Consider the following 25,631-nt stretch of genomic DNA (forward strand, 5'->3'; position numbering starts at 1 on the left):
AAAACGGGCCGATACGCGGCATTCGAGTAGAGTGTCTGCGACCGGCCCGGCCCGACCGCCCCTCCCGCCCCACCGGAGGACCGTGCGCCGCCCCCGCACAACAGAAACGGTCCCCGATGATCCAACGCATCAGCGCCTTCACCGGCACCTGGCTGCCCGCCATCGTCCTCGCCGCCGCCGCGCTCGCCTTCGCCACGCCCGGCACCTTCGCGCCGCTCGGCGGCATCGTCACCTACCTGCTCATGATCATCATGCTCGGCATGGGCATGACGCTGCGGCCCGCCGACTTCACGATCATCGGCCGCCGCCCTTGGCCCGTGATCCTCGGCGTCATCGCCCAGTACCTGGTCATGCCCCTGGTCGGCTACGGCCTCGCCCGCGCCTTCGACATGGAGCCGATGCTCGCCGTCGGCATGATCCTCGTCGGCGCCGCGCCCGGCGGCACCGCCTCCAACGTCATGGTCTACCTGTCCAAAGGGGACACCGCACTGTCGGTGGCGATGACCTCCGTCTCCACCCTCCTCGCGCCGCTCCTCACCCCGGTCCTGGTGCTGTGGCTCGCCGGGGAGTTCCTGCCCGTCGACGCCGGGGCCCTCCTCGTCTCGATCCTCCAGATCGTGCTCGTCCCGGTCGTCGTCGGACTCCTCCTGCGCCGCTTCGCGACCCGCTTCGTCGAGAAGGTCATCGACGCCCTGCCGCTCGTGTCGGTCGTCGGCATCACCCTCGTCGTGATGGCCGTCGTCGCGGGCAGCGCCGACGCCCTCCTCGAAGTCGGCGCGCTTGTGCTGCTCGCCGTCGTCCTCCACAACGGGTTCGGCCTCGGCCTCGGCTACGCCCTCGCGAAGCTCGGCCGCCTCCCGGTCACCAGCCGCCGCGCCGTCTCCATCGAGGTCGGCATGCAGAACTCCGGGCTCGCCGCGGCGCTGGCGACCGCGCACTTCAACCCCGTGGCGGCCCTGCCCGCCGCGGTGTTCTCGGTGTGGCACAACATCTCCGGCTCGCTCCTGGCCGGGTACTGGTCCCGCCGCCCGGCCCGCGATGCGGAGCCGGTGCCCGAGGACGCCGCGTCCTGAGCGCAAGGAAACGGCCCCGCCCGGGAACGGGCGCGGCCGTTTCGCATGCGTCTCTTAGGAGTTCTCGGCGCCTTCCTCAAGGGCCGCTTCGCTCGCCTCGGGCGTCGGGACAGGGCCGATGCCGCCGACGACCGGCTCGTTCGGCTCGGGCTCCGGCTCCTCCTTGACGGGCATGGGGAGCGACCGGGAGATCCGCAGGCTCGTCTGGACCAGGTCCCAGCCGAGCGGGAGCGCGGTGCCGTCGGGCAGGTCGAGGTCCAACGCGAGGTCGTCGGCGAGGCCGGCCTGCTTGGCGAGCTTGACGACGACCGGGTGCGCGGAGCGGTTCGGGGCGTAGCACCACTTGGGGGCGGCCAGGCCGAAGTCGCGGGCGAGCATGACCGCGGCGACCGCGGCCGGGCCGTCGACGAGCATCGCCGTCGAACGCGTGGCCGCGGTGAAGATCGCGGCGGCCATCGCGCCGAGCTGGGCGCCGCCGAGGCGCGCGATGAGCTCCTGCGGGCTGCGCTTGAAGCCGCGGTTGAACGCGAGGTGGTCGCGCAGGGCCGAGACGCGGCCCATCCACGCGGCGTCGAAGACCGAGCCGCCGGGGGCGTGGAGCTGCGGCTGGAAGTTGGTGATCTCGTCCTTCGCGATGAACGAGCAGACCGCGACGGACGCGGTCACCGCGCCCGCGCCGAGCCCGGAGATGAGGAGCACGTCGGCGCCTTCGTCGATCGCGCGGTCGGCGGTCTCGCGGCCGAGGCGCAGCGCCTCGTTCAGCTCCGTGTCGTCGAGGAGCGGTCCCTCGCGGCCCTCGCTGGCGCCGGTGCGGACGACCGTGAGCGGCAGCCCGGAGCGGGCGGCCTGCTCGGCGAGGGGGCCCTCGCCGCGTTCGAGGGCCGCGGCCTGCTCGTCGACGGGCGCGTAGTCGCCGGCGTCCCAGTTCTCGGGGTACCCGCCCGCGAACAGGAGCATCCGCGGCGCCGTGAACGGCTCGGGGTCGTCGGTGGCCTGCATGCGGGCGGCCCAGCCGACCGCGGCCTGGAGGCGGCCGAGGCCCGACCCTTCGATGAGCGCGTCCTGGAGCCGCGCGTTCGCGCGGGTCGTCCACACCCCGTTGGGGAACTTCGCTTTCAGCTCGGCGAGGGGCCCGGCGTCGGTCGTCTGTGTCACGGCACAAGGCTAGCGCGGGGGCGGTGGGGCACAATTGCCAAGTGACCACCATCGAGTTCGCCAAAGGGCACGGCACCGGCAACGACTTCGTGATCGTGCCCGACCCCGAGGACGCCCTGCCGCTGAAGGACGCCCAGGTCGCGCTGCTGTGCGACCGCCGCTTCGGCATCGGCGGCGACGGCCTGCTGCGCGTGGTCCCCTCCGAGGACCCGGTCGCCGAGTGGTTCATGGACTACCGGAACGCCGACGGCTCGATCGCCGAGATGTGCGGCAACGGCGTGCGCGTCTTCGTGCGCTACCTCCTCGACAAGGGCCTCGCGGAGGGCCCGGAGGTCGCCGTGGCGACCCGCGCCGGGATCAAGACCGTGACGGTGGCGGGGGATGAGCTGCGCGTCGACATGGGCGCGGCCGAGTTCGGCGCGGTCTCGCAGGCGTCGGTGGAGGGCTTCACGTGGCCCGGCCAGGCCGTCTCGATGGGGAACCCGCACCTGGTGTGCCACCTCGGGGACGAGGCCGAGCTGGAGGCCCTGGAGCTGTTCCACCAGCCGCGCTACGACGCGGCGCTGTTCCCCGACGGCGTGAACGTCGAGTTCGTGACCGGCACCGCCCCGCACGTGCGCATGCGCGTCCACGAGCGCGGCGTCGGCGAGACCGCCTCCTGCGGCACGGGCGCGTGCGCCGTCGGCGCGGTCGCCCTGCGCCACGCCGGGCTCGACACGGGCGTGTGCAGAGTGGACGTCCCCGGCGGGACCCTCACGATCGAGGTCACCGCGGACACCCTGTTCATGACGGGCCCGGCCGTGATCGTCGCCGAGGGCGCCTTCCGGCTGTAGTGGCGGGCGCGCGCCGCCCGAAGGGCGTGGGTGGGCGGGCTAGTAGTAGTTCCATCCCTAACCCCCACCCTCCCAGGGGAAGAGGATAGGGCCGACTCTGCCGCGGGGGTGCGACAGAAACCGGCCCTCATCGTCGTCGTGTCACCCGGGCGGGTGACCGACTACCGCATCACGCGCTTGACCGCCGCCGCGACCGCCGGGGCCACGTTCGGGTCGAAGACGCTCGGGACGATGTAGGTCGCGTTGACCTTGTCCTCGCCGACGCAGTCGGCGATGGCCGTGGCCGCCGCGAGCGCGGCGTCGTCGTTCCAGTCGCGGGCCTGCGCGTCGAGGAGCCCGCGGAACACGCCGGGGAAGGCGAGCACGTTGTTGATCTGGTTCGGCTGGTCCGACCGGCCGGTCGCCACGATCGCCGCGTACCGGGCCGCCTCGGTGGGGGAGATCTCCGGGTCCGGGTTCGCCAGCGCGAACACGATCGGGTCCTTCGCCATCTTCGCGACGTCGGAGCCCTTGAGGATGTTCGGGGCGCTCACGCCGATGAAGATGTCGGAGCCCTCGACCGCGCCGGAGAGGTCCCCGGAGTAGTCGCCCTTGTTGAAGTGCTCGCCGAGCCACTTCCACGTCTCGTTCTCGCACTCCATGCCGGAGTGCAGGGCGCCGTCGCGGTCGACGGGGATGATGTCGCCGATGCCGGCCTTCTCCAGCAGCCGCATGATCGCGGTCCCGGCGGCGCCGCAGCCGACGACGGTGGCGCGCACGTCCTTGAACTCCTTGCCGACGACGCGGAGGGCGTTGGTGAGGGCGGCGAGGACGACGATCGCGGTGCCGTGCTGGTCGTCGTGGAAGACGGGGATGTCGAGGCGCTCGCGCAGGCGGGCCTCGATCTCGAAGCAGCGGGGGGCGGCGATGTCCTCCAGGTTGATGCCGCCGTAGGTGGGGGCGAGGGCGGCGACGATGTTGACGATCTCGTCGGTGTCCTGGGTGTCGAGGCACACCGGCCAGGCGTCGACGTCGCCGAACTTCTTGAACAGGGCCGCCTTGCCCTCCATGACGGGCATCGCGGCGGCGGGGCCGATGTTGCCGAGGCCGAGGACGGCGGAGCCGTCGGTGACGACGGCGACGGTGTTGCGCTTGATGGTGAGGCGGCGGGCGTCGTCGGGGTTCTCGGCGATGGCCATGCAGACGCGGGCGACGCCGGGGGTGTACGCCATGGACAGGTCGTCGCGGTTGCGCAGGGGCACCTTGGGGGCGACCTCGATCTTGCCGCCGAGGTGCATGAGGAAGGTGCGGTCGGAGACCTTCTTGACGTCGAAGTCCGGCATGGATTCGAGGATGTGCGTGACCTGCTCGGCGTGCGAGGCGTCGGAGGTGTCGCAGGTGAGGTCGACGGTCATCCGCTTGTTGTCGGAGCCGACGACGTCGAGTGCGGTGACGATGGCCCCGGCCTGGCCTACGACGGTGGCGAGGCGTCCCGCGGCGCCCGGGTCGGCCGAGAGGGCCAGCCGGACGGTGATCGAGAACCCTGCGCTGGGAAGACGGGCAGTGCTCATGCCGCTCCTTTGATGTGCACTTCGTTGTGGACCAGTTGCCGGATGCTTGAATGATGCCACTGTTCGGGACGCCGCCGCCTGGGCCCTGCGCTGGGCCGGGGCCCCGCCACAGCGCCCCGGAGCGGCAGGGATCGACGCCGTTCGCTGTGCGCGATATCGGCTCGCCTCCGGGGGCGGCGCGTGTCAAGCTTGTGGTGATGCACGAACCTTTTGAGAACACCCGAGAAGACTTCTCCTCCGACGCCCCCTCGACGGGCGAACTGGACCTGGAGGCGCGCCAGGCGCTGCGGCGCGTCGCCGGTGTCGCCTCCACGGAGCTCGAAGACGTCACCGACGCCGAGTACCGGCGGCTGCGCCTGGAGCGCGTCGTCCTGGTGGGCGTCTGGACCGAGGGCACCATCGAGGACGCCGAGAACTCCCTCGACGAGCTCGCGCAGCTCGCGGAGACCGCGGGCTCCGAGGTCGTCGACGGCCTGATCCAGCGCCGCTCCAAGCCCGACGCGGGCACGTTCATCGGCTCCGGCAAGGTCAAGGAGCTGAAGGACACCATCGAGGCGCTGGGCGCCGACACCGTGATCGCCGACGGCGAGCTGTCACCGGGCCAGCTGATCGCCCTTGAGAAGGCCGTGAACGTGAAGGTCATCGACCGCACGGCGCTGATCCTCGACATCTTCGCGCAGCACGCGAAGAGCGCCGAGGGCAAGGCCCAGGTCGAGCTGGCGCAGCTCCAGTACCTGCTGCCGCGTCTGCGCGGCTGGGGCGACGCGATGAGCCGCCAGGCGGGCGGCCGGGCCGGCTCCAACGGCGGCGTGGGCCTGCGCGGCCCCGGTGAGACGAAGCTGGAGACCGACCGGCGGCGCATCCGCGCGAAGGTCGCGAAGCTGCGCCGGGAGCTCGCGAAGCTCACGGTCACCCGCGAGACGAAGCGCGATTCGCGCACCCGCAACCGGGTGCCGGGCGTGGCGATCGCCGGGTACACGAACGCCGGGAAGTCGAGCCTGCTCAACGCGCTCACGGGCGCGGGCATCCTGGTGCAGGACGCCCTGTTCGCGACCCTCGACACGTCGACGCGGCGCTCGCGCACGGCCGAGGGCCGGGAGTACACGGTGACCGACACGGTCGGCTTCGTGCGGCACCTGCCGCACCAGCTCGTGGAGGCGTTCCGCTCGACCCTCGAAGAGGTCGCCGAGTCGGACCTGGTGGTCCACGTGATCGACGGCTCGCACCCGGACCCGCTCGGCCAGGCCGAGGCGGTCCGCGAGGTGCTCGCCGAGGTCGGCGCCGAGGAGATCCCGGAGCTGGTCGTGGTCAACAAGCTCGACCTGGTCGACCCGGACACGATGCTCCAGCTGCGCTCGGACTGGCCCGACGCGGTGTTCGTGTCGGCGCACTCGGGTGAGGGGATCGACAAGCTCCGTGACGCGATCGAGCAGGCGCTGCCGCAGCCGGACACGGAGCTGACGGTCTGCATCCCTTACGTCAGAGGCGATCTCGTGTCGCGGCTGCGGTCGCGCGGCGAGGTGCTCACCACTGAACACCGAGGTGACGGCACGGTCATCACGGCCCGTGTTGACGACCGGCTGGCCGGTGAATTGCGAGCGTTCGTCCTGGAAAAGGACTGAATCGCAGTGGTCCTGAACATGTCTCATGGGGGTCCCCGCGCTGACATGGCGTGTTCTGGAACACTTGCGTGATGCGAGAGCGCCGTGTGGGCCGTCGGCCCCTGCCTGCGCGGCTCGTCGCCGGGACGGCCGGAGTGCTGGTCCTGGCCACGGCCGCGTCCCCCGTCTTCGCCCAGGATGAAGAGTCCGGCGGCGAGGTGCTGTGCAATCTCCACGGCACTCAGGCCCCCGCGGGCATCGCCGCCGCCGCTGACGGCGACGGCTGGTGGATCGTGTCCGGCGGCACCGAGCAGGACGCGACCCTGTCGGTGGACCGGACCGGCGCGGACTGCAACGTGCGCCCCGCGGACGAGGCGTGGATCGACCACCAGCCCCGCGACCCGCAGGCGCTGGTCCTCGACGACGACGGCGGCGAGTTCCTGTGGGTCGGGGACATCGGCGACGGCGCCAACCGCGAGTGGCTGACCCTGAACCAGCTCGACCTGAACGACCTCGCCAACAGCGCGGTCTGGCGCTACGTCTTCCCCGACGGGCCCCAGGACGTCGGCACGTTCCTGCTCCTGCCGGGCAAGAAGCCGCTGTTCGTCACCGCTGACGCAGGCGAGGCCACGCTCTACTCGACCTCCGGGGACAACCAGCCCGAGAACACCCCGCTCGACGAGGTCGGCACGGTCGCCCTCCCCGACGGCGGCACGGTCTCCGGCGGCGCACTGAACGCCGACGGCTCGAAGGTCGCGCTGCGCACCGAGGGCAACGTCTACGAGTGGACCGTCGAGGGCGGTGACGTGCTCGCGGCCCTGGGCGGGGAGCCCGTGGCGACGCCGGTCGCCGACTCCGGCCAGGCCGAGGGCCTCACCTACGACGCCGACGGCAACTTCATCACCCTCGCCTCAGAGGACAACGACGGCTCGTTCGGCACGGTCACCCAGTACGCGCCCGCCGCACCGGTCGCCGAGGAGGAGACCTCCGGCGGCGACGACGAGGCCGCGCCCGCCTCCGGCGACGACGGCAAGAGCCTCGTCGACCGGATCCTGGACCTGGGCTTCGGCACGATCGTGAAGATCCTCGCGGCCATCGCGATCCTCGGCATGCTCGTCATGGTCCTGGGCATCGTGGTGATCCGCAAGCACCGCAAGGCGAACGGCGACGGCAAGGACGAGGACGACGAGCTCGGCTTCGCCGCCGAGGAGCCCCCGCGCGGGCGCAGGGAGTCGTCCTTCCTCGCCGACGACGACCCCGTCGACCTGGGGATCGACTCCGGCCAGCCCGACCCGGACCTGGGGGAGGTCGCCCGCGGCAACGTGTACGGCGGCGCCCGCCAGGAGCCGAGCGGCAACGTCTACGGCGGCGGCCAGCAGGCCCGCCCCGAGCCGCAAGGCGGCGTCTACGGCGGCGGCGCCCGCCAGGAGCCGTCCGGGAACGTCTACGGCGGCGGAGGCGGCCAGCCGCCGCAGGGCCGCCCCCCGCAAGGCGGCCGCCAGGAGCCCCAGTACGGGGCGTTCGAAGGCGGCGGCCACGGCAGCGTCTACGACAACGCCGGGCCCGGCCAGTCCTTCGCCGCCCGCCCGGAGCCCTCCGGGAACGTCTACGGCGCCGGAGGCGGCGGGGGCCAGCAGCCGCCGCGGCGCGAGCCCACCGGCAACGTGTACGGCGCCGGAGGCGGCCGGCAACAGCAGCAGCGCCCGCAGGGCGGGGTCTACGGCGGCGGCAACGCCGAACGGACCCCTGACGCCGATGACGGCTACTGGGGCCCGCCTGAAAGCGGCACGACTTACGGTCGAAACCGCTAGGCGCACAATGTAGTTGGCGTTCGAGTACTGATTCCGCCGTCGCGCTAGATCTTGCGGAGCACCGCGACCACGCGGCCGAGGATCTCGGCCTCCGAGGCGTCGATGGGGTCGTACAGGGCGTTCGCCGGGAGCAGCCACGGCTTGCCGTTCTTGCGCTTCCAGGTCTTCACGGTGGCCTCGCCGTCGATCATCGCGGCCACGATCTCGCCGTTGAGCGCGTCGGGCTGCTGGCGCACCACGACCCAGTCGCCGTCGGTGATCGCGGCCTCGGTCATCGAGTCGCCCTTGACGCGCAGGAGGAAGTGGACGCCCTCGCCCACGAACTCCGCGGGCAGGGGCATGACGTCGTAGTCGCGCTCCTCGGCCAGGATCGGCTGCCCCGCGGCGATCTCGCCGACCATCGGGACGTACCGGGGCCGCGGGTGCTGGGAGCAGGTCTGGACGCCGCCCGGCGTGGACTGGCGCACCCCCACCGCGCGCGGCCGTCCGGCCAGGCGGTTGAGGTAGCCCTTCCGTTCGAGCTGCTTCATCTGGTACGCGACGGACGACGCCGAGGCGAGTCCGACCTCCGCACCGATCTCGCGGACGCTCGGGGGGTAGCCCTTGTTGTTGATGAACTCCTCGATGTATTCGAGGACTTGCTGCTGCCGACGCGTCAACTTGCGCGTTTTCGGCCGGGATGTCGTGGTCTCGCTAGCCACAGGAGGCTCCTGTAAGACAAATGGGACGGTATGTCTGATTCCGACAATGTAACTCACGTGCAGGTTCTAGTCAAACATTCGTGCGACGTCGGCGTGTCGCCGCGCTGGTAGGAATGTGTTTCGGGGCGTATTCACCCGAACGGGTGAACGATAATACGCGGCGGCCTGGTTGACTGCATGTCCCGGGGTGTCCGGTCTCCAGTGCTCGCGAGTCGCCGTTCTGCGCTATTCTTGGCACTAGATCTTGTGGTGTGTTGTATCGTCTCTCACTAGGTGTTGGGGTTCCCGCACCCGCCGGGATGGCGAGGGGGCAGACTGTCCCTCCCGGCGCGACGGCCGGGCCGCCCGACAGCGTCGCTCCGACGGTGTCGGTGGTCCGCGAGACGATGGTTGTGAGAAGGAGACTAGCGATATGCGATGCCCTTACTGTCGCCATCCCGACAGTCGCGTGGTCGATTCGCGCGAGGCGGAGGACGGCAAGATCATCCGCCGCCGCCGGGTCTGCCAGGAGTGCGAGAAGCGCTTCACCACCGTCGAGGAGTCCATCCTCGCCGTCGTCAAGCGCTCAGGGGCCACCGAGCCGTTCAGCCGCGGCAAGGTCGCCAGCGGCGTCCTCAAGGCCTGCCAGGGCCGTCCCGTGGACGCCGACGACGTCGCGAAGCTGGCCCAGGCCGTCGAGGACGAGATCCGCTCGACCGGCGCCGCCGAGGTCCCCGCCCACGAGGTGGGCCTCGCGATCCTCAAGCCGCTCCGCCAGCTCGACGAGGTCGCCTACCTGCGCTTCGCCAGCGTCTACCAGGACTTCGAGTCCCTGGAGGACTTCGAGGCCGCCATAGCCCAGCTCCGCGAGGAGCACGCCGCCCGCAACGGCGGCTAGCGCACCACCCTCAGAACATCCGATTCCCATGACCAGGCATGAGCAGACAGGGGCGAGGAACATGCCGAAGACCACCAAGGCCGCAGCGACGACCACCAGGACCGCCAAGAAGACCACCGGGCCCGCGGAGAAGGGCCTCACGGTCGAGCGCGTCTTCACGACCGCCGGCGTCCACCCGTACGACGAGGTCGAATGGGAGCAGCGCGACGTCGTCATGACGAACTGGCGCGACGGCTCGATCAACTTCGAGCAGCGCGGCGTCGAGTTCCCGGAGTTCTGGAGCCAGAACGCCACCCAGATCGTCACCTCCAAGTACTTCCGCGGCGCCCTCGGCACCCCACAGCGCGAGACCGGCCTCAAGCAGGTCATCGACCGCGTCGTCCACGCCTACCACGTGGCGGGCGAGAAGCACGGCTACTTCGCGACCGCGGAGGACGCGCAGGTCTTCGCCGACGAGCTCACCTGGCTCCTGCTCCACCAGTACTTCAGCTTCAACTCCCCGGTCTGGTTCAACGTCGGCACCGCCGCGCCCCAGCAGGTCTCCGCGTGCTTCATCCTCAGCGTGGACGACACCATGGAGTCGATCCTCGACTGGTACAAGGAAGAGGGCATGATCTTCAAGGGCGGCTCCGGCGCCGGGGTCAACCTCTCCAAGATCCGCGCCTCCGCCGAGCTGCTCTCCTCCGGCGGCAACGCCTCCGGCCCGATCAGCTTCATGCGCGGCGCCGACGCCTCCGCGGGCACCATCAAGTCCGGCGGCGCCACCCGCCGCGCCGCGAAGATGGTCGTCCTCGACGTCGACCACCCCGACATCGAGGCGTTCATCGACACCAAGGCCCGCGAGGAGGACAAGATCCGGGCCCTGCGCGACGCCGGCTTCGACGTCGACCTCGGCGGCGAGGACATGTTCTCGGTCCAGTACCAGAACGCCAACAACTCCGTGCGCGTCTCCGACGTGTTCATGAAGGCCGTCGAGGAGGGCACCGACTACGCCCTCACCGCCCGCCAGACCGGCGCCGAGATCGAGCGCCGCGACGCCCGATCCGTGTTCCGCCGCATGGCCCAGGCCGCGTGGGAGTGCGCCGACCCGGGCATCCAGTACGACGACATCATCAACGACTGGCACACCAACCCGAACACGGACCGCATCTACGCGTCCAACCCGTGCTCGGAGTACATGAGCCTCGACGACTCCTCGTGCAACCTCGCCAGCCTCAACCTCATGAAGTTCCTCGGCGAGGACGGCTCCTTCGACGTCGACCGCTTCACCAAGGCCGTCGAGTTCGTCATCACCGCCATGGAGATCTCGATCTCCTTCGCGGACTTCCCGACCGAGAAGATCGGCGAGACCACCCGCGACTACCGCCAGCTCGGCATCGGCTACTCGAACCTGGGCGCCCTGCTCATGACCTCGGGCTACGCCTACGACTCCGACGAGGGCCGCGCTCTGGCCGCCGCCATCACCGCGCTCATGACCGGCGTGTCCTACCGCCGCTCCGCCGAGATCGCCGGAGCCGTCGGCCCCTACGCCGGGTACGAGCGCAACGCCGAGCCGCACCAGCGCGTCATGGCCAAGCACGCCGCGGCCGCCGACGCGGTCGAGACGTTCGGCGACGTCGACGCCACCGTCCTCGAAGCCGCGAAGGCCGAGTGGGCCAAGGGCAACGAGATCGGCGCCGTCAACGGCTGGCGCAACGCCCAGGCCTCCGTGCTCGCGCCGACCGGCACCATCTCGTTCATGATGGACTCCGACACCACCGGCATCGAGCCGGACCTCGCCCTCGTCAAGCACAAGAAGCTCGTCGGCGGCGGCTCCATGGAGATCGTCAACCAGTCCATCCCGCGCGCGCTCACCCGCCTCGGCTACAACGCGGACGACCGCCAGGCCATCGTCGACTACGTCGCCGAGCACGGCCACGTCGTCGGCGCCCCGGCCCTGCGCGAGGAGCACTACCCGGTGTTCGACTGCGCCATGGGCGAGCGCGCCATCGCGCCGATGGGCCACGTGCTCATGATGGCCGCGGTCCAGCCGTTCCTGTCGGGCGCGATCTCCAAGACCGTGAACCTGCCCGAGTCGGCCACCGTCGAGGACATCGAGGAGGTCTACTTCCAGGGCTGGAAGCTCGGCCTCAAGGCCCTCGCGATCTACCGCGACAACTGCAAGGTCGGCCAGCCGCTCTCCGCGAAGAAGAAGGAGATCGACAAGGCCGTCGAGGAGGCCGTGGAGCAGGCCGTCGAGACCATCGCCGTGCACGGCCCGGTCCGCCGCAAGCTCCCCAAGAAGCGCCCGAGCCAGACCATCTCGTTCTCGGTCGGCGGCGCGGAGGGCTACATGACCTCCTCGTCCTACCCCGACGACGGCCTCGGCGAGGTCTTCCTCAAGATGTCCAAGCAGGGCTCGACCCTCGCGGGCGTCATGGACGCCCTGTCGGTGTCCATCTCGATCGCCCTCCAGTACGGCGTGCCGCTGGAGAAGTACGTCGAGAAGTTCACCAACATGCGCTTCGAGCCCGCCGGCATGACCGACGACCCGGACATCCGCATGGCCTCCTCGGTGGTCGACTACATCTTCCGCCGCCTGGCCCTGGACTACCTGCCGTACGAGGAGCGCGCCGCCATCGGCATCCTCACCACGGCCGAGCGCACCGCCGAGCTCAACGGCGAAGACCCCGCCAAGGTCTCGCAGCCCGAGGTCGACCTCGACGCGCTCCGCGCCTCCGCCCCCATCGAGGAAGCAGTGGCAGAGCGCGTCCAGATCGAGTCCAAGCCCTCGCGCCTGGACATCCTCACCTCGGCCCAGGCCCGCAGCGCCGACGCGCCGCTGTGCATGAACTGCGGCACGAAGATGCGCCCCGCCGGCTCGTGCTACGCCTGCGAGGGCTGCGGCGCCACCAGCGGTTGCAGCTAGGCATCGATTGACGTGAGAGGGGCCGTTCCGCACCCGCGGAGCGGCCCCTTTCGCGTGGTCTGATCCGCTTGTGTCCCATAGGCCCCCGCGCTCGCGTCCAGCGCACGCTGGCACAACGGCAATAGAATGGTGGTTACCGCCCGCCCCTCGCTTCCCGGAGGCATCAATGCAGCCCTTGGCTCCCGGCGATCCCGAACGGATCGGTCCCTACCGGACCATCGCCGAACTCGGCCGCGGCGCCATGGGCCGCGTGTTCCTCGCCAGCGCCCCCGACGGCCGCCCCGTGGCCGTCAAGCTCATCGCGGCCGCGCTCATCCAGGACGAGGAGTTCCGGGCCAGGTTCCGCCGCGAGGTGGACGCCTCGAAGCAGGTCGCGGGCGCGTACACGGCCTCGGTGCTCGACGCCGGGCCCGACGACCAGGTCCCATGGCTCGCCTCCGAGTTCCTGCTGGGCCCTAACCTGAAGGACGTCGTGGAGTCGTCCGGGCCGCTGCCGGAGGCGGCCGTGCTGCGCCTCGCCGCGGGGCTCGCGTCGGCGCTGGCCGCGATCCACAAGGCCGGGATGGTCCACCGGGACCTGAAGCCCGCCAACGTGATCCTGGCCGCGGACGGACCGCGGGTGATCGACTTCGGGATCGCGCGCGCCGCCGACGGGATCACCGACACGAACCTGACGAAGACCGGCGGCGTCATCGGCACGCCCGGGTTCATGTCGCCCGAGCAGGCCGAGTCCGGGACGGTCTCGGCCGCCTCGGACGTGTTCTCGCTCGGCTCGGTCCTGGTGCTCGCCGCGACCGGCACGAGCCCGTTCACGGGCGCCTCGACGCTGGAGACGCTGAACAACGTGGTCCGGTCGCAGCCGGACCTGTCGGCGCTGTCGCCGCGCGTGCGCGCGATCGCCGAGCGGTGCCTCATCCGCCTCCCCGGCGCGCGCCCCACGCCCGCGGAGCTGATGTCGCTCATCGGCCCTGTGGCGCCCTCTACGCGCCCGTGGCCGGACGCGGTGAACGCCCTCGCGGAGCGCCAGCGCTGGGAGCTGTCGAGCCTCCTGGGGGACTCGGGCGTGCCCTCGACGCTCGTCGACAGCGCCGCCCCGACGGGCCCGCCGCCGACGCCGAACGCGCCGACGTCGGTGTTCGACTCGCCGTACCCGGGCGCGGTGCCCGGCGGCGAGCCCCCGGCGCCGAGCACGGCGTTCCCGATGTCCGCGCCGCCCGCCTCGCCGGTGACCTCGGTGCCGTACGCGCAGCCGGGGTCCTACTCGGCGCCCCCGCAGTCCCCGGCGCCGGGCTACGCGCCCGGGCAGGTCTCGCCGGGCCAGTACCCGGCCGGGCAGCCGACGATGCAGTACACGGCGCCGCAGCAGACGGCCCCGCAGTACACCGCTGCGCAGCAGGCGGGGCAGTTCGGGCCGCCGCAGTACCCGGGCCAGCCGCCGGCGTACGGGGCGCCGCCGCCGTTCGGGCAGCCGCAGAAGTCGAACGCGACGGCCGTGGGCGTCACGGTGATCGCGGCGATCCTCGCGATCGCGCTCATCGGGGGCCTGGTGTGGTTCCTCAACGGCGACGGGGACGACCCGGGGGGCGACGACGACCCGACCGGGGCGATCTCGCAGAACGACCCCGACGACCCGGAGACCTCGGACCCCGACGACCCCGAGACGTCCGAGCCGGACGAGGAGACCACGGCCGCCTCGGGCGGGTGGACGGAGGTCTACTCCGACTACCCGATCACGCTGACGACGACGTTCGACGAGAACTCGACCTGCGAGTACGCGATGGTCGACTTCGACGACATCACCACGACCGGCTCGATCTACGTCGAGTACCTCACCGACGACGCGGCGGCGTCCTACACGGACCTGGTCCTGAACCCGTGCGACATCGACTACTCGACGAACACGGGTCTGACCAGCTACCTGTACACGCCCACGGGGATCTCGGGGACGTTCTTCGACGCCTCGGTGACCCCGGAGGACTGCTGGGCGGAGATCGACGGGTCGTACCCGGAGCTGTACTGGACGATCGACCCGTGGGACCCGGGCGCGGCGCCGCTGACCGAGGGCATGAGCCTGTGCATGTACACCGACAAGCTCCAGATCGTGGTCGCCGACGTCACGTCGGTGGTGCCGGAGGACTCCTCGGCCTGGATGAAGGTGGAGTTCACGGCGGCGGTGTACGCGCCGGCCTAGCTTTTTCAAGCACGACCGTGCTATTTTGAGGACGTGCGGAAAGGCGAACTCACCAGGCAGGCCATCCTCGACGTCGCGGTCCGGATGGCCAGGTACTCGGGGCTGTCCGGGCTGACCATCGGGTCGCTCGCGGCCGCCGCCGACATGTCCAAGTCCGGCGTGTACGCCCACTTCAAGTCCAAAGAGGCCCTTCAGCTCGCCTGCATGGAGCGCAACAGCGAGCAGTTCAGCGAGGAGGTCGTGCGCCCCGCGCTGAAGAAGCCGCGCGGGACGACCCGGCTCCAGGCCGTGGTCGAGCACTGGATGGACTGGTACGCGCGCCCGGGCGGCTGCCTGTTCCTGGCCGCCGCCGCCGAGTTCGACGACCTGCCTGGCCCCGTGCACGATCGCATGGTGGCCGAGCAGCGCCTGATGCTCGACTCGCTCGCCCGGATCGCCTCGACGGCGGTCGCCGAAGGCGAGCTCGACGAAGACACCGACGTCTTCCAGGTCGCGCAGGAGGTCTTCGGCATCCTGCTGTCCTACAACTGGATGAGCCGCATCCTGTCCTATCCCGACGCCGCCGACCGCGCTTGGGCGGCGTTCCACCGGCTGATCGACAGTCACCGTTCCTGACCAGGAAGGCCACGCACCCATGGCGTCCACCACCCAGAGCTCCGGCTCGTCAAATAAAAGCACGACCGTTCGTGCTCCTTGGTACCTCCGCTCGGCCTTCACCGCAGCAGAGCGCGTCGCGCCCGGTCCGGCCGCGAAGTTCCTGTGCGAGATGTGGTTCCGCCTCCCCGCGGGACCCGACAAGCGCCTGCGCGGCGAGGCCCCCGCTGGGGCCTCGGTCTTCGAGCTCGAATGCCTCGGCACGACCCTCTGGGGCTACGACTGGGGCGAGGGCCCCCTCGTCTACCTCGTGCACGGCTGGGGCGGCTCGACCGGCGACTTCAAGTTCATCGCCGCGAACCTCGTCGCCTCCGGCTTCCGCGTGGTCGCCTTCGACGCGCCCAGCCACGGCAACTCCGGGGCGGGCCCGTGGGGCGACCGGCACGCCAACGGCATGCACCTGGTCGACGCGATGAGCGCGGTCCACGAGAAGTTCGGCACGCCGTACGCGGTCGTGGGCCACTCCATGGGCTGCCTCAGCGCCGTCCACGGGATGCTCGCGAACGGGGAGGACCTCGCCGCCGTCCGCCTGGCGATGCTCGCGCCGTTCATCGGCGGCAAGGAGGGCTTCCGCGACACGATCGGCGCGATCGTGCCCGTGGGCCCGCGCATCATGGACCGCCTCGCGCCCCTCGGGGAGGCCAAGGCCGGGGTGAAGCTCGACGACTTCTCCCTGCGCGGCCTCGACGTGCCGTCCCCGGCGCTCGTCGTCCACGACCGCCGCGACCGGCCCAACCCGTTCCGCCACGGCGAGGCTCTCGCCGCCGCCTGGCCGAACGCCGAGCTCCTCGCCACCGAGGGCCTGGGCCACCGCAAGATCCTGGTGAGCCCGGCCGTCAGCAGCGCCGTCACGCAGTTCTTGAAGCAGGGGTAGGGAAGCGGAAAGGCCGGGTCCGAACGGACCCGGCCTTTCCTGCTGTCTCGCTTAGCCTTCGTAGTGGATCGTCAGGCGCGTCCACGCACCGATGTTGATGTAGGTGCCGTCACCGACCGGGAACTCCACGTTCGGCGCCAGCGGCTCGTCGGAGCCGTTGAGGAACGTGCCGTTCGAGGAGCCGACGTCCATGATCGTCCACGAGCCGTCGGGCTTGGCGTACAGGCGCGCGTGCTGGGCGCTCACGCCCGGGTCCGCGACGTCGCCCGACAGGTCGATGTCCGGGGTGATGCCCCGCTTGGCGCTGTAGCGGCCGATGCCCAGCTCGCCCTTGTCGAGCGGGAAGCGGCGCGGCTTAGCGAACGACGGGTACTGGAGCTGCGAGGCCCCGTCGGAGGCCGCGACCTTGTTGAAGTACCCCTGGTCCGCGGTGACGGCGACGCCCCAGCGGGTGGCCGCCTGGCCGGCGGGCGCGTAGTTCGACGCGAGGTCCGCGGGCTGCGCGTCCGGCATCGAGAACCCGCCGGTGCCCGTCGAGGGCGGCGCGGAGGTCGGGGCGCCGAACGGCGCGGCCGGGACGCCCGGAGGCGGCCCGGGAGGCGCCGAGGTCGGCGCGTACGACTGCTGCGCGTACGGGTCCTGCCCGTACCCGCCGGGCTGCTGCCCGTACGGGTCCTGCGCGGGCTGGCCGTAAGGGTCCTGCTGCGACGGCTGACCGTACGGGTCCTGGCCGTACCCGCCCGGCTGCTGGCCGTAGGGGTCCTGCTGCTGCGGCTGCCCGTAGGGGTCCTGCCCGTAGCCTCCCGGCTGCTGCTGCCCGTACGGGTCCTGCTGCTGCGGCTGGCCGTACGGGTCCTGCCCGTAGCCGCCGGGCTGCTGCTGCCCGTACGGGTCCTGCTGGCCGTACCCGCCGCCCTGCGGCTGCGACGGCTGACCGTACGGGTCCTGGCCGTACCCGCCCGGCTGCTGGCCGTACGGGTCCTGCTGCTGCGGCTGCCCGTAGGGGTCCTGCCCGTAGCCCCCCGGCTGCTGCTGCTGGCCGTAAGGGTCGGGCTGACCGTACGGGTCGTTCGACGGGTAGCCCTGCCCGAACGCGGCAGGGGACTGCGGAGGCTGGCCTTGCTGCCACGCCGGGTTCGGGGTCCCGCACTGCTCGCAGAACTGTGCCTGCGGGAACGCCCCGCACGCGCACTGGTACCCGCCCGGCTGTGGGGCACCGCCGTAGGTCGGCTGGTAGGTCAAGGTCGTCCCCCTCCAAGCATTTGGGTGTACTCGGCCTCGCTGACGACACCGAGCAGCGGGGCGGCCCCGTTCTCCCCGTTCGGCGAGCCCTGGTCAGCGCGCTCGCGCGCGCGTTCGTCGACCTGGACCGAACCGGGGGATTCGAGTTCCACCACCGCGACACTGATGTTGTCATGCCCGCCGTTAGCGAGCGCTTGTCGTGTCAACGCTACCGCCTTCTCGCCAACACTGCCGTCCGGCAGTGGCAGAAGGTCGTGATCGTCATTGAAATAACGCGACAGACCATCGCTGCACACTACGACATGCCCTCCGCCCAGGTCCACGCGGAGGAGGTTCGGGTTCAGGGTCGGCGCGTCCGCGCCGAGCCACGCCAGCAGGGCTTTCGCGTACGGATTCTTGTACCGTTCATCGGACGGGTCCACGCCCTGGTACTCCAGCCGCGCCTGGATCGTGTCGTCCACCGTCAGGCACCGCGCCTCCTTCTCGCCGGCCCAGTACGCCCGCGAGTCCCCGACCCAGCACAGCACCGCCTGGTTCCCCTCGACCACCGCCGACACGTACGTCGACGACGGCGGCGAGTTCGGGTACTGCTTGCCGACCGCGGCCACCGCCGAGTGGGCCGCGCCCACCCCGCGCCGCGACGCGTCCTCCGCCGACAGGCCCTCGGCGAGCGCCGAGCGGATCTCCGTCACAGCCGCTTCCACCCCTGCGAGTGAAGCCCGCTCGGAGTCGGAGGCGCCCGAGACGCCGTCGCACACCACCGCGATCTTCCGGCCGTCCTCGGCCAGCGCGATCGCGATCGAGTCCTGGTTGTAGTGGTGGCGCTTCCCGACGTCCGTCGCCGCGCCGATCCCCGGCATCTCGAACGTCAGGTGGTCGTCGGAGCCGCCCGGATGGTCCGGGTTCTCCTCGACCGCCGCCGACGAGCGCCACGGGAGGGCCTCGGCGGGGACCTCGAACTCCTCCAGGTCGCCGCCGCAGTCCTCGCAGAAGCGGCCGAGGTCTGCCGGGAGACCGCAAGCGGTGCAACGCTTCGCGGCGCCCATGGTCGGTGAGGGCTGCATAGGGCTCCTTCGCTACAGCATCGTGCGGGGGCGGTGGCGGTTCGCCAGGTCGAAGTAGTACACCTGGTCCTCCCTGCGGGTGCAGGCGTGGGCCAGGTCCCGGTAGGACCGCTCCAGCGCCAGGCGCAGCTCCCGCTCCTCGGGGCGCGCCCCGAAGACCGGCGGCTCCGCGGCCGGACCGGTGCGCTGCACCGTGTCCAGCGCCAGGTGCAGGATCCGCGTGGACACCAGGTGCCGGCGCCGCGGTTCGAGCTTCAGCTCGTCCAGCCGCCCGGCCATGTGGTGCAGGTCCAGCAGCGACGGCGGCGCGGTGCGCGAGTGCAGCGCCGTCTGGATCGCCGCGGTCTGCGCGATCCCGTACTGCGCCGAGGTCTTCGGGACCTGGTGCAGCGTCGTGATCGCGTCCGTCGAGTTGCCTTCGAGGTCGAGCAGGCGCGCCCGGCCGTACGCGGCCGACACGAACCGGTGGTCGCACGCCCAGATCCGCGTGTAGTGCGGCAGCGCCAGGTCCGCGCGGCCCGCGAGCTCCGCGCATGCCGCCAGCGCCAGGCGCGGCGACAGCTCGCCGGGCAGGTGCGAGTAGACCGCGTCGAAATGCGCCGCCGCGGTCGCGAAGTCCGCGGCCAGCAGCGAGATGATCCCGCGCAGCCACGTCACCTGCCACGTGTTCCCCTCGCGCTGCGCGAACTGGTCGAGCACCGCCGCGGCCTGGTGCAGCTCGCCCGCGTTCACGAGCGTGCGCACCCGCCGCAGCTGCACCTCCGGGCTCTGCTGCGGCGCCGAGTTCAGCTCCTGGAGGATGCCGTTCACGTCGGTGGCCTGCTGCGTCGCCAGGAACGCGGCCATCGGGTCCGCGAGGTCCACCATCGGCGTCGGCAGCGCGTGCGCCACCTCGAACGGGTCGCCGATCTTGTGGACGTCGTACTCCACGTCCGGCTCCCCGAACACCGACTGCTCGCCGGAGAACAGCGTCGACGGCTCCGAGCGCGGCTCCCCGCGCTGCACCGACTGCACCTCGTGGAGCACCCCGCGCACCTGCGTGCGCATGTCGTCGGCGTCCTGGAACCGCGAGCGCGGCTCGATGTGCGTGGCGCGCAGCAGCAGCCGGTGGAACGACCCGTACTCCGCGAACTGCGGGGCCTCCGACGCCGGGGGCAGGTGGTCCCGGTACGTCGTCGTGAAGCCCTTGAAGTCCAAGGCCAGCACGGCCATCGACCGGCCGATCGTGTACAGGTCCGAGGTCACCGACGGGCCCACCGAGAGGATCTCGTCGTTCGGCACGGAGTACCCGGGCGTCCCGTAGATCGCCGACTCCATGTCCTCGACGTGCCGCACGGCCCCGAGGTCGATGAGCTTCAGCCACGTCTCCACGTGGATCACGTTGTCGGGCTTGAAGTCGCAGAACAGCAGGCCCCGGTCGTGCAGGTAGCTGAACGCGGGCAGCAGCTCCGCGGTGTACGTCAGCACCTGCTCCAGCGGCAGGGGCTTGCGCTCGCCCTCGTCGTCCGTCGCGTCCCTGATGTCGCGCAGGGACTTCCCCGCGATGTACTCCATCACGATGTACGACTGGAGCTGCCCCGACCGCGGGTCCGCCGCGGTCACGAAGTCGTGGATGTCCACCACGTTCGGGTGGTCGATCCCGACCAGGAACCGCCGCTCGTTGATCGCCGCCTCGATCGCGTCCTCGTCCGAGGTGTTGATGAGGCCCTTGATGACGACCCACCGCTGCGTCAGGTCGTCGGCGAAGTTCCGGTCGTTCGCCAGGTAGATCCAGCCGAGCCCGCCGTGCGCGATCGCGCCCAGCACCTCGTACCGGTCCGACAGGAGGTCCCCGGGCGACAGCGCCGGCGTGAACCAGTACCGCGCCCGGCAGTACGGGCAGAAGCCCTCCACACGGCCCGTACGGCCCGCCTGCGGGCGCCCCACGGGCTTCCCGCACGAGGAGCAGAACCGCTTGTGCTCGGGCACCTGCGGGGTCGCCATGACCGCCTCGGCGGGGTCGCGCGGCGGCACCGGCGGCATGTCCGACAGGCCCCCGCGCTGGCGCGTGCTCGACGTCGTCGACCGCGTCACCGGCCCGGTGATCGGCTGCGGCAGCGGTGCGGCCGGGGCCCGGTACGGCGCCGGAGGCGGCGAGGCGACCGCGTTCGCGGGCACCACCTGCTGCGACTGCGCTACCTGCGCTTGTGCCGCAAGGGCCTGCGGCGGCCCGACGGGCGCCGTCATACTCGGCGGCGACAGCGCCGCCGTCCCGGGCTGGAGCGCCGCGTTCGGGGGCGGCGAGCCCGTCCCGGGCGGCCCGGGAGGCGCGGGCGCGAAGCCCGGCTGCGGCGGCACCGCCGGAGGCGTCGACATGCGCCTGCGGACCGCGAGCGTGTCGCTCTCCTCGGTCTGCGGCTGCTGGTACTGGCCCGCCATGTACCGCTGGGTGTGCTCGGGCGGCGGCTGCTGGTCGCTCATGCGGTCCCCTCAATCCCGGTACTGCGTGGTCAGCGCGGCCGGCCCCGTCGCGAGCGGCCCGGCCAGCCACTCGTCGTACGAGTCCTGCCAGCGCCCGTCCGCGATCATCGCCGCGAGCGCGCCGTTGACGAACCGCGCGAGGTCGGTGTCGCCCTTCTGGAACGCGATCCCGTAGTGCTCCTCGGAGAACGCGTCCCCCACGACCTGGAGCGTCGGGTCCTGCACGGCCATCCCCGCGAGGATCGTGTCGTCGATGGCGACGCCGTCGACGGTGCCCTGCTGGAGCAGCACCAGGCAGTCGTTGAAGTCCGGGACCGTGACCGGCTGGACCTCCGGGTTCACCGCCGCGATGTTCCCCACCGAGGTGGAGCTCGCACCGGTGCACACCAGCTGGTCGGCGGTCATCTCGGCGAGGCCGGCGATCCCGGAGTCCTTCGCGACGAGGAGGCGCTGGCCCGCGTGGTAGTACTCGGTCGAGAACTCGACGTTCTCCCACCGCTCGCAGGTGATGGACATGGTCCGCACGACCATGTCCACGCGGCCGTCGGCGAGGGCCTGCTCGCGGTCGGCGGAGTTCATCGGCACCCAGCGGACCTTCGTCGCGTCGCCCATGATCGCCTGGACCATCGCGGTCGCGATGTCGATGTCGAACCCGGCGAGCTCGTTCGTCTCGGGGTCGCGGTAGCCCATGAGGTTCGTGGACTGGCTGATGCCGATGCTGATCTGCTCGGGGTCCTCCAGGAGCGCGCGCGCCTGCTCGGCGGTGACCGAGCCGGGGGAGTAGGAGGAGAGCGGGTCGCAGGAGGTGTCGGCGTCGGCGGGGCTCGCGTCGGGCGAGAAGTTGACCCCGTCGGGCAGCGGCGTCGGCACGTCGACCACGGGCGGCTCCATGCTCGCGGGCCCGGTGCACGCGGCGAGGGCGAGGCACGCGGCCGCGGCGAACGCGGCGGCGGTTCTTCCGGTTCGGTTCATGCGTAGTACTCCGCCACTCGGACTTGGATGCCGACGGCCGCGCAGATGAGCGCGGCCAGGGACAGGGCCGCGAGGCCCGCGGCGGCGCCCTGGAGCGACCGCTGCGCGTCGAGGGTCGCGTCCACGAACCGGTCGGCGCTGGTCTCGGTGGCCTCGGTCAGGGCCGCGTTGAGGCCGTTGAAGGAGGTCTGGAGGCTCGCCTCGTCGTCGCCGACGGCGAGCGCCACGGCCTCGGTGTAGCTGCCCTCCTGGGCGAGCTTGACGACTTCGCCGTGGCCGTTGCTCCACGCGGTGGCCGCGTCGCGGGCGTCGTCGATCTTCGCCGCGAGGTCGGGGTCGTCGGCGAACGCGTCGTCGAGCTGGTCGAGCAGGCCGCCGTCGGCGGTCAGCTCCTCGATGTGCTCGGCGTACCGGTCGGCCGCCTCGGGGGCCTCGCCGCGGGCGATGAGCAGCAGCGACTCCTCGGCGCGGGCCTGCTGGGCCGCGATTTCGGCCTGCGCGAGCAGTTCGAGCGGCCGCGAGCCCTCCTCGTGGGACCGGGACGTGTGGCTCGCCGACGCCAGCGACGCCATCGCCAGCCACCCGGCGAACACCACGAGCAGGACAGTGGCGCCCACGAGCCCGAGGTTGAACGTGCGGTTGGTCTTGCGGGTGAGCCACAGCTGCGCCCACACGAGCGTGCCGAGCGCGGCGATCACGAGCGCGGCGGCGGCCCACGGGAACGCCGCGGCGCCGTCGCGGGACTCGGTGAGCTGCGCGAGCGCGTTCTCCTGGAGCGTGTGCGCCGAGGGGAGCATCTCCTGGCGCATGAGCGTCGAGGCCTGCTCCTGGTACGTGGCGCCGACGGGCTCGCCGAGGCGGTTGAAGGTGCGCGCCGACTCGACCAGGCCCGTGTACACGGGGAGGCGGGCGTTGAGCTGGGCCACGAGTTCGACGTCCTCGGCGTGCTCGACCTCGCCCGCGGCGGTCGCGAGCGCGACCGTGGCGTCGCGCAGCGCGGTCCGGTACGCGTCGTTCATCGACTCCGAGGGCGTGCCCGCCGTCAGGTACGAGGACGCCGCGGTCGCGTCGGCCTGCGAGAGCGCCTGGTACAGCTGGAGCGCGGCCACCGAGAGGCGACCGGACTGGCTGGTGGTCTCCTCGATGACCGCGGACTTCGCGAGGATCGAGGTCATGCCGGTGACGCCGGCGCCGAGGATGAGGACCGCGAGGACCGCGAGGACGCCCCGCAGCTGGCCGGGCGTCTGCCGCAGCGCGGCCGCGACCCGGTCGGTCCACCGCCCGGGCGCCGCGCCGGGCGCGGGCGGTCCCGCGGCAGGCGGCGCCTGGGTCGGGGCTGGAGGGGACTGGACGGCCAAAACTGCTGCACCTCAACTCGAAGACGACTGTCGGGACTGCGCCGCGCGCACGGAACCGTGACTGGAGTGTCGGGGGACTCCCACATGGTATCGGCAAGCGGCAAGGAACGCGGGCTGCCGCCCTGTCGCGAATCCTCCCGGTACGGTAGGCCCCGTGCAGCACCCGAAGAGCCCGCCCCCGAACGCCGCCAACAGGTCCGATGCGGACGACGCCGCGTGGATGCGCCGCGCCTGCGACCTGGCGCTGCGCTGCCCGCCGTCGGCCACCGCGTTCAGCGTCGGCGCGGTGATCGTCGCGGACGGGCGCGTCGTCGGCGAGGGCTGGTCGCGCGCCGAGGGCCCGCACGACCACGCCGAGGAGGTCGCGCTGCGCCAGGCCGGGCCCGCCGCCCGCGGCGCGGTCGCCTACTCGTCCATGGAGCCGTGCGCCCGCCGCGCCTCCAGGCCGCGGCCCTGCGCGCACCTGCTCGCCGACGCCGGGGTCGCGCGCGTCGCGTACGCCATGCCCGAGCCCGCGAACTTCGTGTCCGCGCCCGGCGGGGACGCCTTCCTGCGGGAGCACGGCGTCGCGGTGACCGTGATGCCCGAATTCGCGGCGGCGGCCGAAGAGCCGAACGCGCACCTCCTATAACCTGGGACCCATGAGGCCGATCATCGACGCTGTCGAGGCCGCCGCCTGGACCGACGCGGTCCCCATCGACGTCCGGTGGACGCTCGGCGGCGACTCCAAGGAAGCCGAGTACGCCGCCGGGCACCTGCCCGGGGCCGTCTGGCTCGACTTCGACCGGGACGTCTGCGGGAAGGTCGGCCCCGTCGGCGGCCGCCATCCGCTGCCCGAACCCGAAGCGCTCCAAGTGGTCCTGCGCGCCGCGGGGATCGACGACGGCACGCCCGTGCTCGTCTACGACGGCGGCGATGGCATGTCCGCCGCCCGCACCTGGTGGACGCTCCGCTGGGCCGGGATCGAGGACGTGCGCGTCCTCACCGGCGGCCTCGCCGCCTGGAACGCGGCCGGGCTCCCCCTGGAGACGCAGGTCCCGCAGCGGCCTGAAGGCAACGTCACGGTGCGCCCCGGGGGCCTGCCCGTGCTCGACGCCGACGGCGCCGCCGCCTGGGCCGCCGAGCACAGCCTCGTCGACGTGCGCAGCCCCGAGCGGTACCGCGGCGAGATGGAGCCCGTCGACCCCGTCGCCGGGCACATCCCCGGCGCGATCAACCGGTTCCTCGGCGAGGACGACCTCGCCGACGTCGATCGCCTCCGCGCCCGCTACGAGTCCCTCCCCGAGCCCGCGTTCTACTGCGGCTCCGGGGTCGGCGCGGCCCGCAGCGCGCTCGCCGTCACCGCCGCCGGGCTGCCGACGCCGCCGGTGTACATCGGATCCTGGAGCGACTGGGCCTCACGGGGCCGCGAGGTCGCCCGTGGGGAGGAATCATGAAGCGACTCCTGATCGCCGCCCCGGCGGCGCTCCTCTTCGCGCTCGGCGCGTGCAGCGACGAGGCGCCCGAGGACGAGGGCCCGCTCGACACGGCCGCCAACGAGGAGACCGCCTCCGTGGAGGACACCGAGCCCGTGGAGCTCGACCTCGCCGACGCCGCGGGCGCCTGCCCGTACATCGACTCCGACCTCCTCAACTCCACGACCGGCGAGGACTTCCGGTTCGCCTCGGGCGGGCCCGGCGAGGACGCGGGGGAGGACGCGCCCGCGCAGCTCACCTGCGCCGTCCAGACCGGTGAGGCCGCCTACCCGGACCTGACGCTGTTCATCATCGGCACCGAGGCCACCGTGGACGTCTACGAGGACGAGCTCGCCGACGGCACCTCGGAGGTCTCCGGCCTCGGCGAGGCCGCCTACTGGGTCGTCCACACCGAGGACACCGGCGCGGGCCCGGCCCTGGAGATGGGCTGGTACGAGGGCGGCACCATCTTCGAGATGCGCTACACCACGCCCGCCGGCACCGACGCGGCCGCGGTCGAGGGCCTCGTGGACGGCTTCGCGCAGCTCGCGGTCGGCGTCTCGACGGCCCACGCCGAGGCCGCCGGATAACCCGCGAAGACCCGAAACGGCCGCCGGACCACAGGTCCGGCGGCCGTTCCTCTCCTGAACGCGAGCGCCCTCCTTGCCGGGGGTGCAAGGAGGGCGCTCAGGTGCGGAGTGCAGTTCGGGGGGTTTCAGCCCATCGGCTCCGGCAGCGGAGCTGTCGCGCGGTTGAAACCGTTTCCAACGCTTTGGTCAGCCTACTACCCGGTAGTCCGGTGGTCAAGACTCGGTGACGCGTTTGGAACGCAGCGCAATCGCGATGAAACGGC

20 protein-coding genes are annotated in these 25,631 nt (G+C 71.8%); 12 read left to right on the forward strand and 8 right to left on the reverse strand.

The window, feature by feature from the left end; translation table 11 throughout:
• The first annotated feature begins 116 nt into the window (after positions 1 to 116).
• Entirely contained in the window at positions 117 to 1,073 is a 957-nt protein-coding gene (locus WA640_RS06900; RefSeq protein ID WP_335986816.1) for a bile acid:sodium symporter family protein, read from the forward strand.
• A 54-nt stretch (positions 1,074 to 1,127) separates the two neighbouring features.
• On the opposite strand, the gene WA640_RS06905 is transcribed toward WA640_RS06900, so the two are convergent.
• Positions 1,128 to 2,228 carry a nicotinate-nucleotide--dimethylbenzimidazole phosphoribosyltransferase gene (locus WA640_RS06905; protein ID WP_335986818.1) on the reverse strand — a complete coding sequence of 367 codons (1,101 nt, stop codon included), beginning with the start codon at positions 2,226 to 2,228 and terminating at the stop codon, positions 1,128 to 1,130.
• Positions 2,229 to 2,278: 50 nt separating this feature from the next.
• Here WA640_RS06905 and dapF point away from each other — a divergent pair, with 50 nt between their 5' ends.
• On the forward strand, positions 2,279 to 3,061 hold the full coding sequence (gene dapF, locus WA640_RS06910) for a diaminopimelate epimerase (RefSeq protein ID WP_442904708.1): 783 nt from the start codon (positions 2,279 to 2,281) through the stop codon (positions 3,059 to 3,061).
• A 161-nt stretch (positions 3,062 to 3,222) separates the two neighbouring features.
• Here dapF and WA640_RS06915 read toward each other — a convergent pair whose 3' ends face one another.
• On the reverse strand, positions 3,223 to 4,611 hold the full coding sequence (locus WA640_RS06915; protein WP_106364899.1) for an NAD-dependent malic enzyme: 1,389 nt from the start codon (positions 4,609 to 4,611) through the stop codon (positions 3,223 to 3,225).
• 197 nt (positions 4,612 to 4,808) lie between these two features.
• On the opposite strand from WA640_RS06915, the gene hflX reads away from it, so the two are divergent.
• The gene (gene hflX, locus WA640_RS06920) at positions 4,809 to 6,233 is read left to right on the forward strand and encodes a GTPase HflX (RefSeq protein ID WP_335986823.1); all 1,425 of its coding nucleotides are present in this window, start codon (positions 4,809 to 4,811) and stop codon (positions 6,231 to 6,233) included.
• Positions 6,234 to 6,304: 71 nt separating this feature from the next.
• Positions 6,305 to 8,023 (forward strand): hypothetical protein, encoded by a 1,719-nt coding sequence (locus WA640_RS06925; RefSeq protein WP_335986825.1) that lies wholly within the window; start codon positions 6,305 to 6,307, stop codon positions 8,021 to 8,023.
• Between the two features lie 44 nt (positions 8,024 to 8,067).
• Here the strand turns inward: WA640_RS06925 and lexA are convergent, their stop codons facing one another.
• Positions 8,068 to 8,724 (reverse strand): transcriptional repressor LexA, encoded by a 657-nt coding sequence (gene lexA / locus WA640_RS06930; RefSeq protein ID WP_197717131.1) that lies wholly within the window; start codon positions 8,722 to 8,724, stop codon positions 8,068 to 8,070.
• Positions 8,725 to 9,136: 412 nt separating this feature from the next.
• Here lexA and nrdR point away from each other — a divergent pair, with 412 nt between their 5' ends.
• From nrdR to WA640_RS06955, 5 genes are all read left to right on the forward strand, one after another.
• Entirely contained in the window at positions 9,137 to 9,601 is a 465-nt protein-coding gene (gene nrdR, locus WA640_RS06935) for a transcriptional regulator NrdR (protein ID WP_106364896.1), read from the forward strand.
• Between the two features lie 61 nt (positions 9,602 to 9,662).
• A complete protein-coding gene (locus tag WA640_RS06940) occupies positions 9,663 to 12,509 on the forward strand; it encodes a vitamin B12-dependent ribonucleotide reductase (protein WP_335986830.1) in 2,847 nt (948 codons plus the stop codon).
• A gap of 166 nt (positions 12,510 to 12,675) precedes the next feature.
• Entirely contained in the window at positions 12,676 to 14,700 is a 2,025-nt protein-coding gene (locus tag WA640_RS06945) for a serine/threonine protein kinase (protein WP_335986831.1), read from the forward strand.
• Between the two features lie 33 nt (positions 14,701 to 14,733).
• Entirely contained in the window at positions 14,734 to 15,315 is a 582-nt protein-coding gene (locus WA640_RS06950; RefSeq protein WP_335986832.1) for a TetR/AcrR family transcriptional regulator, read from the forward strand.
• A 19-nt stretch (positions 15,316 to 15,334) separates the two neighbouring features.
• Complete coding sequence (locus WA640_RS06955; protein WP_335986833.1) at positions 15,335 to 16,228, forward strand: alpha/beta fold hydrolase; 894 nt, start codon at positions 15,335 to 15,337, stop codon at positions 16,226 to 16,228.
• A gap of 51 nt (positions 16,229 to 16,279) precedes the next feature.
• On the opposite strand, the gene WA640_RS06960 is transcribed toward WA640_RS06955, so the two are convergent.
• The 5 genes from WA640_RS06960 to WA640_RS06980 are packed head-to-tail and all read right to left on the reverse strand — an operon-like array spanning position 16,280 to position 23,324.
• Complete coding sequence (locus tag WA640_RS06960) at positions 16,280 to 17,470, reverse strand: FHA domain-containing protein (protein WP_335986834.1); 1,191 nt, start codon at positions 17,468 to 17,470, stop codon at positions 16,280 to 16,282.
• On the reverse strand, positions 17,467 to 18,534 hold the full coding sequence (locus WA640_RS06965; protein ID WP_106364891.1) for a PP2C family protein-serine/threonine phosphatase: 1,068 nt from the start codon (positions 18,532 to 18,534) through the stop codon (positions 17,467 to 17,469). The genes WA640_RS06960 and WA640_RS06965 overlap by 4 nt, the downstream gene beginning before the upstream one ends.
• Positions 18,535 to 18,546: 12 nt before the next feature.
• The gene (locus WA640_RS06970) at positions 18,547 to 20,994 is read right to left on the reverse strand and encodes a serine/threonine-protein kinase (protein WP_335986835.1); all 2,448 of its coding nucleotides are present in this window, start codon (positions 20,992 to 20,994) and stop codon (positions 18,547 to 18,549) included.
• Between the two features lie 9 nt (positions 20,995 to 21,003).
• Positions 21,004 to 21,966, reverse strand: a complete 963-nt coding sequence (locus WA640_RS06975) for a glutamate ABC transporter substrate-binding protein (RefSeq protein WP_335986836.1) — start codon at positions 21,964 to 21,966, stop codon at positions 21,004 to 21,006.
• Entirely contained in the window at positions 21,963 to 23,324 is a 1,362-nt protein-coding gene (locus tag WA640_RS06980) for a hypothetical protein (RefSeq protein WP_335986837.1), read from the reverse strand. Before WA640_RS06980 ends, WA640_RS06975 begins: the two co-directional genes overlap by 4 nt.
• A gap of 154 nt (positions 23,325 to 23,478) precedes the next feature.
• Here WA640_RS06980 and WA640_RS06985 point away from each other — a divergent pair, with 154 nt between their 5' ends.
• From WA640_RS06985 to WA640_RS06995, 3 genes are read left to right on the forward strand one after another with little or no spacing between them, the layout of a single operon-like run.
• Positions 23,479 to 23,955, forward strand: a complete 477-nt coding sequence (locus WA640_RS06985; protein WP_219926802.1) for a deaminase — start codon at positions 23,479 to 23,481, stop codon at positions 23,953 to 23,955.
• A 10-nt stretch (positions 23,956 to 23,965) separates the two neighbouring features.
• Positions 23,966 to 24,760, forward strand: a complete 795-nt coding sequence (locus WA640_RS06990) for a sulfurtransferase (RefSeq protein ID WP_335986839.1) — start codon at positions 23,966 to 23,968, stop codon at positions 24,758 to 24,760.
• Positions 24,757 to 25,368, forward strand: a complete 612-nt coding sequence (locus tag WA640_RS06995) for a hypothetical protein (RefSeq protein ID WP_335986841.1) — start codon at positions 24,757 to 24,759, stop codon at positions 25,366 to 25,368. The genes WA640_RS06990 and WA640_RS06995 overlap by 4 nt, the downstream gene beginning before the upstream one ends.
• Positions 25,369 to 25,631: the final 263 nt, after the last annotated feature.

Origin of the sequence: Glycomyces sp. MUSA5-2, from assembly GCF_037034145.1 — a bacterium.
Taxonomy (GTDB): Bacteria; Actinomycetota; Actinomycetes; order Mycobacteriales; family Micromonosporaceae; genus Glycomyces; species Glycomyces artemisiae.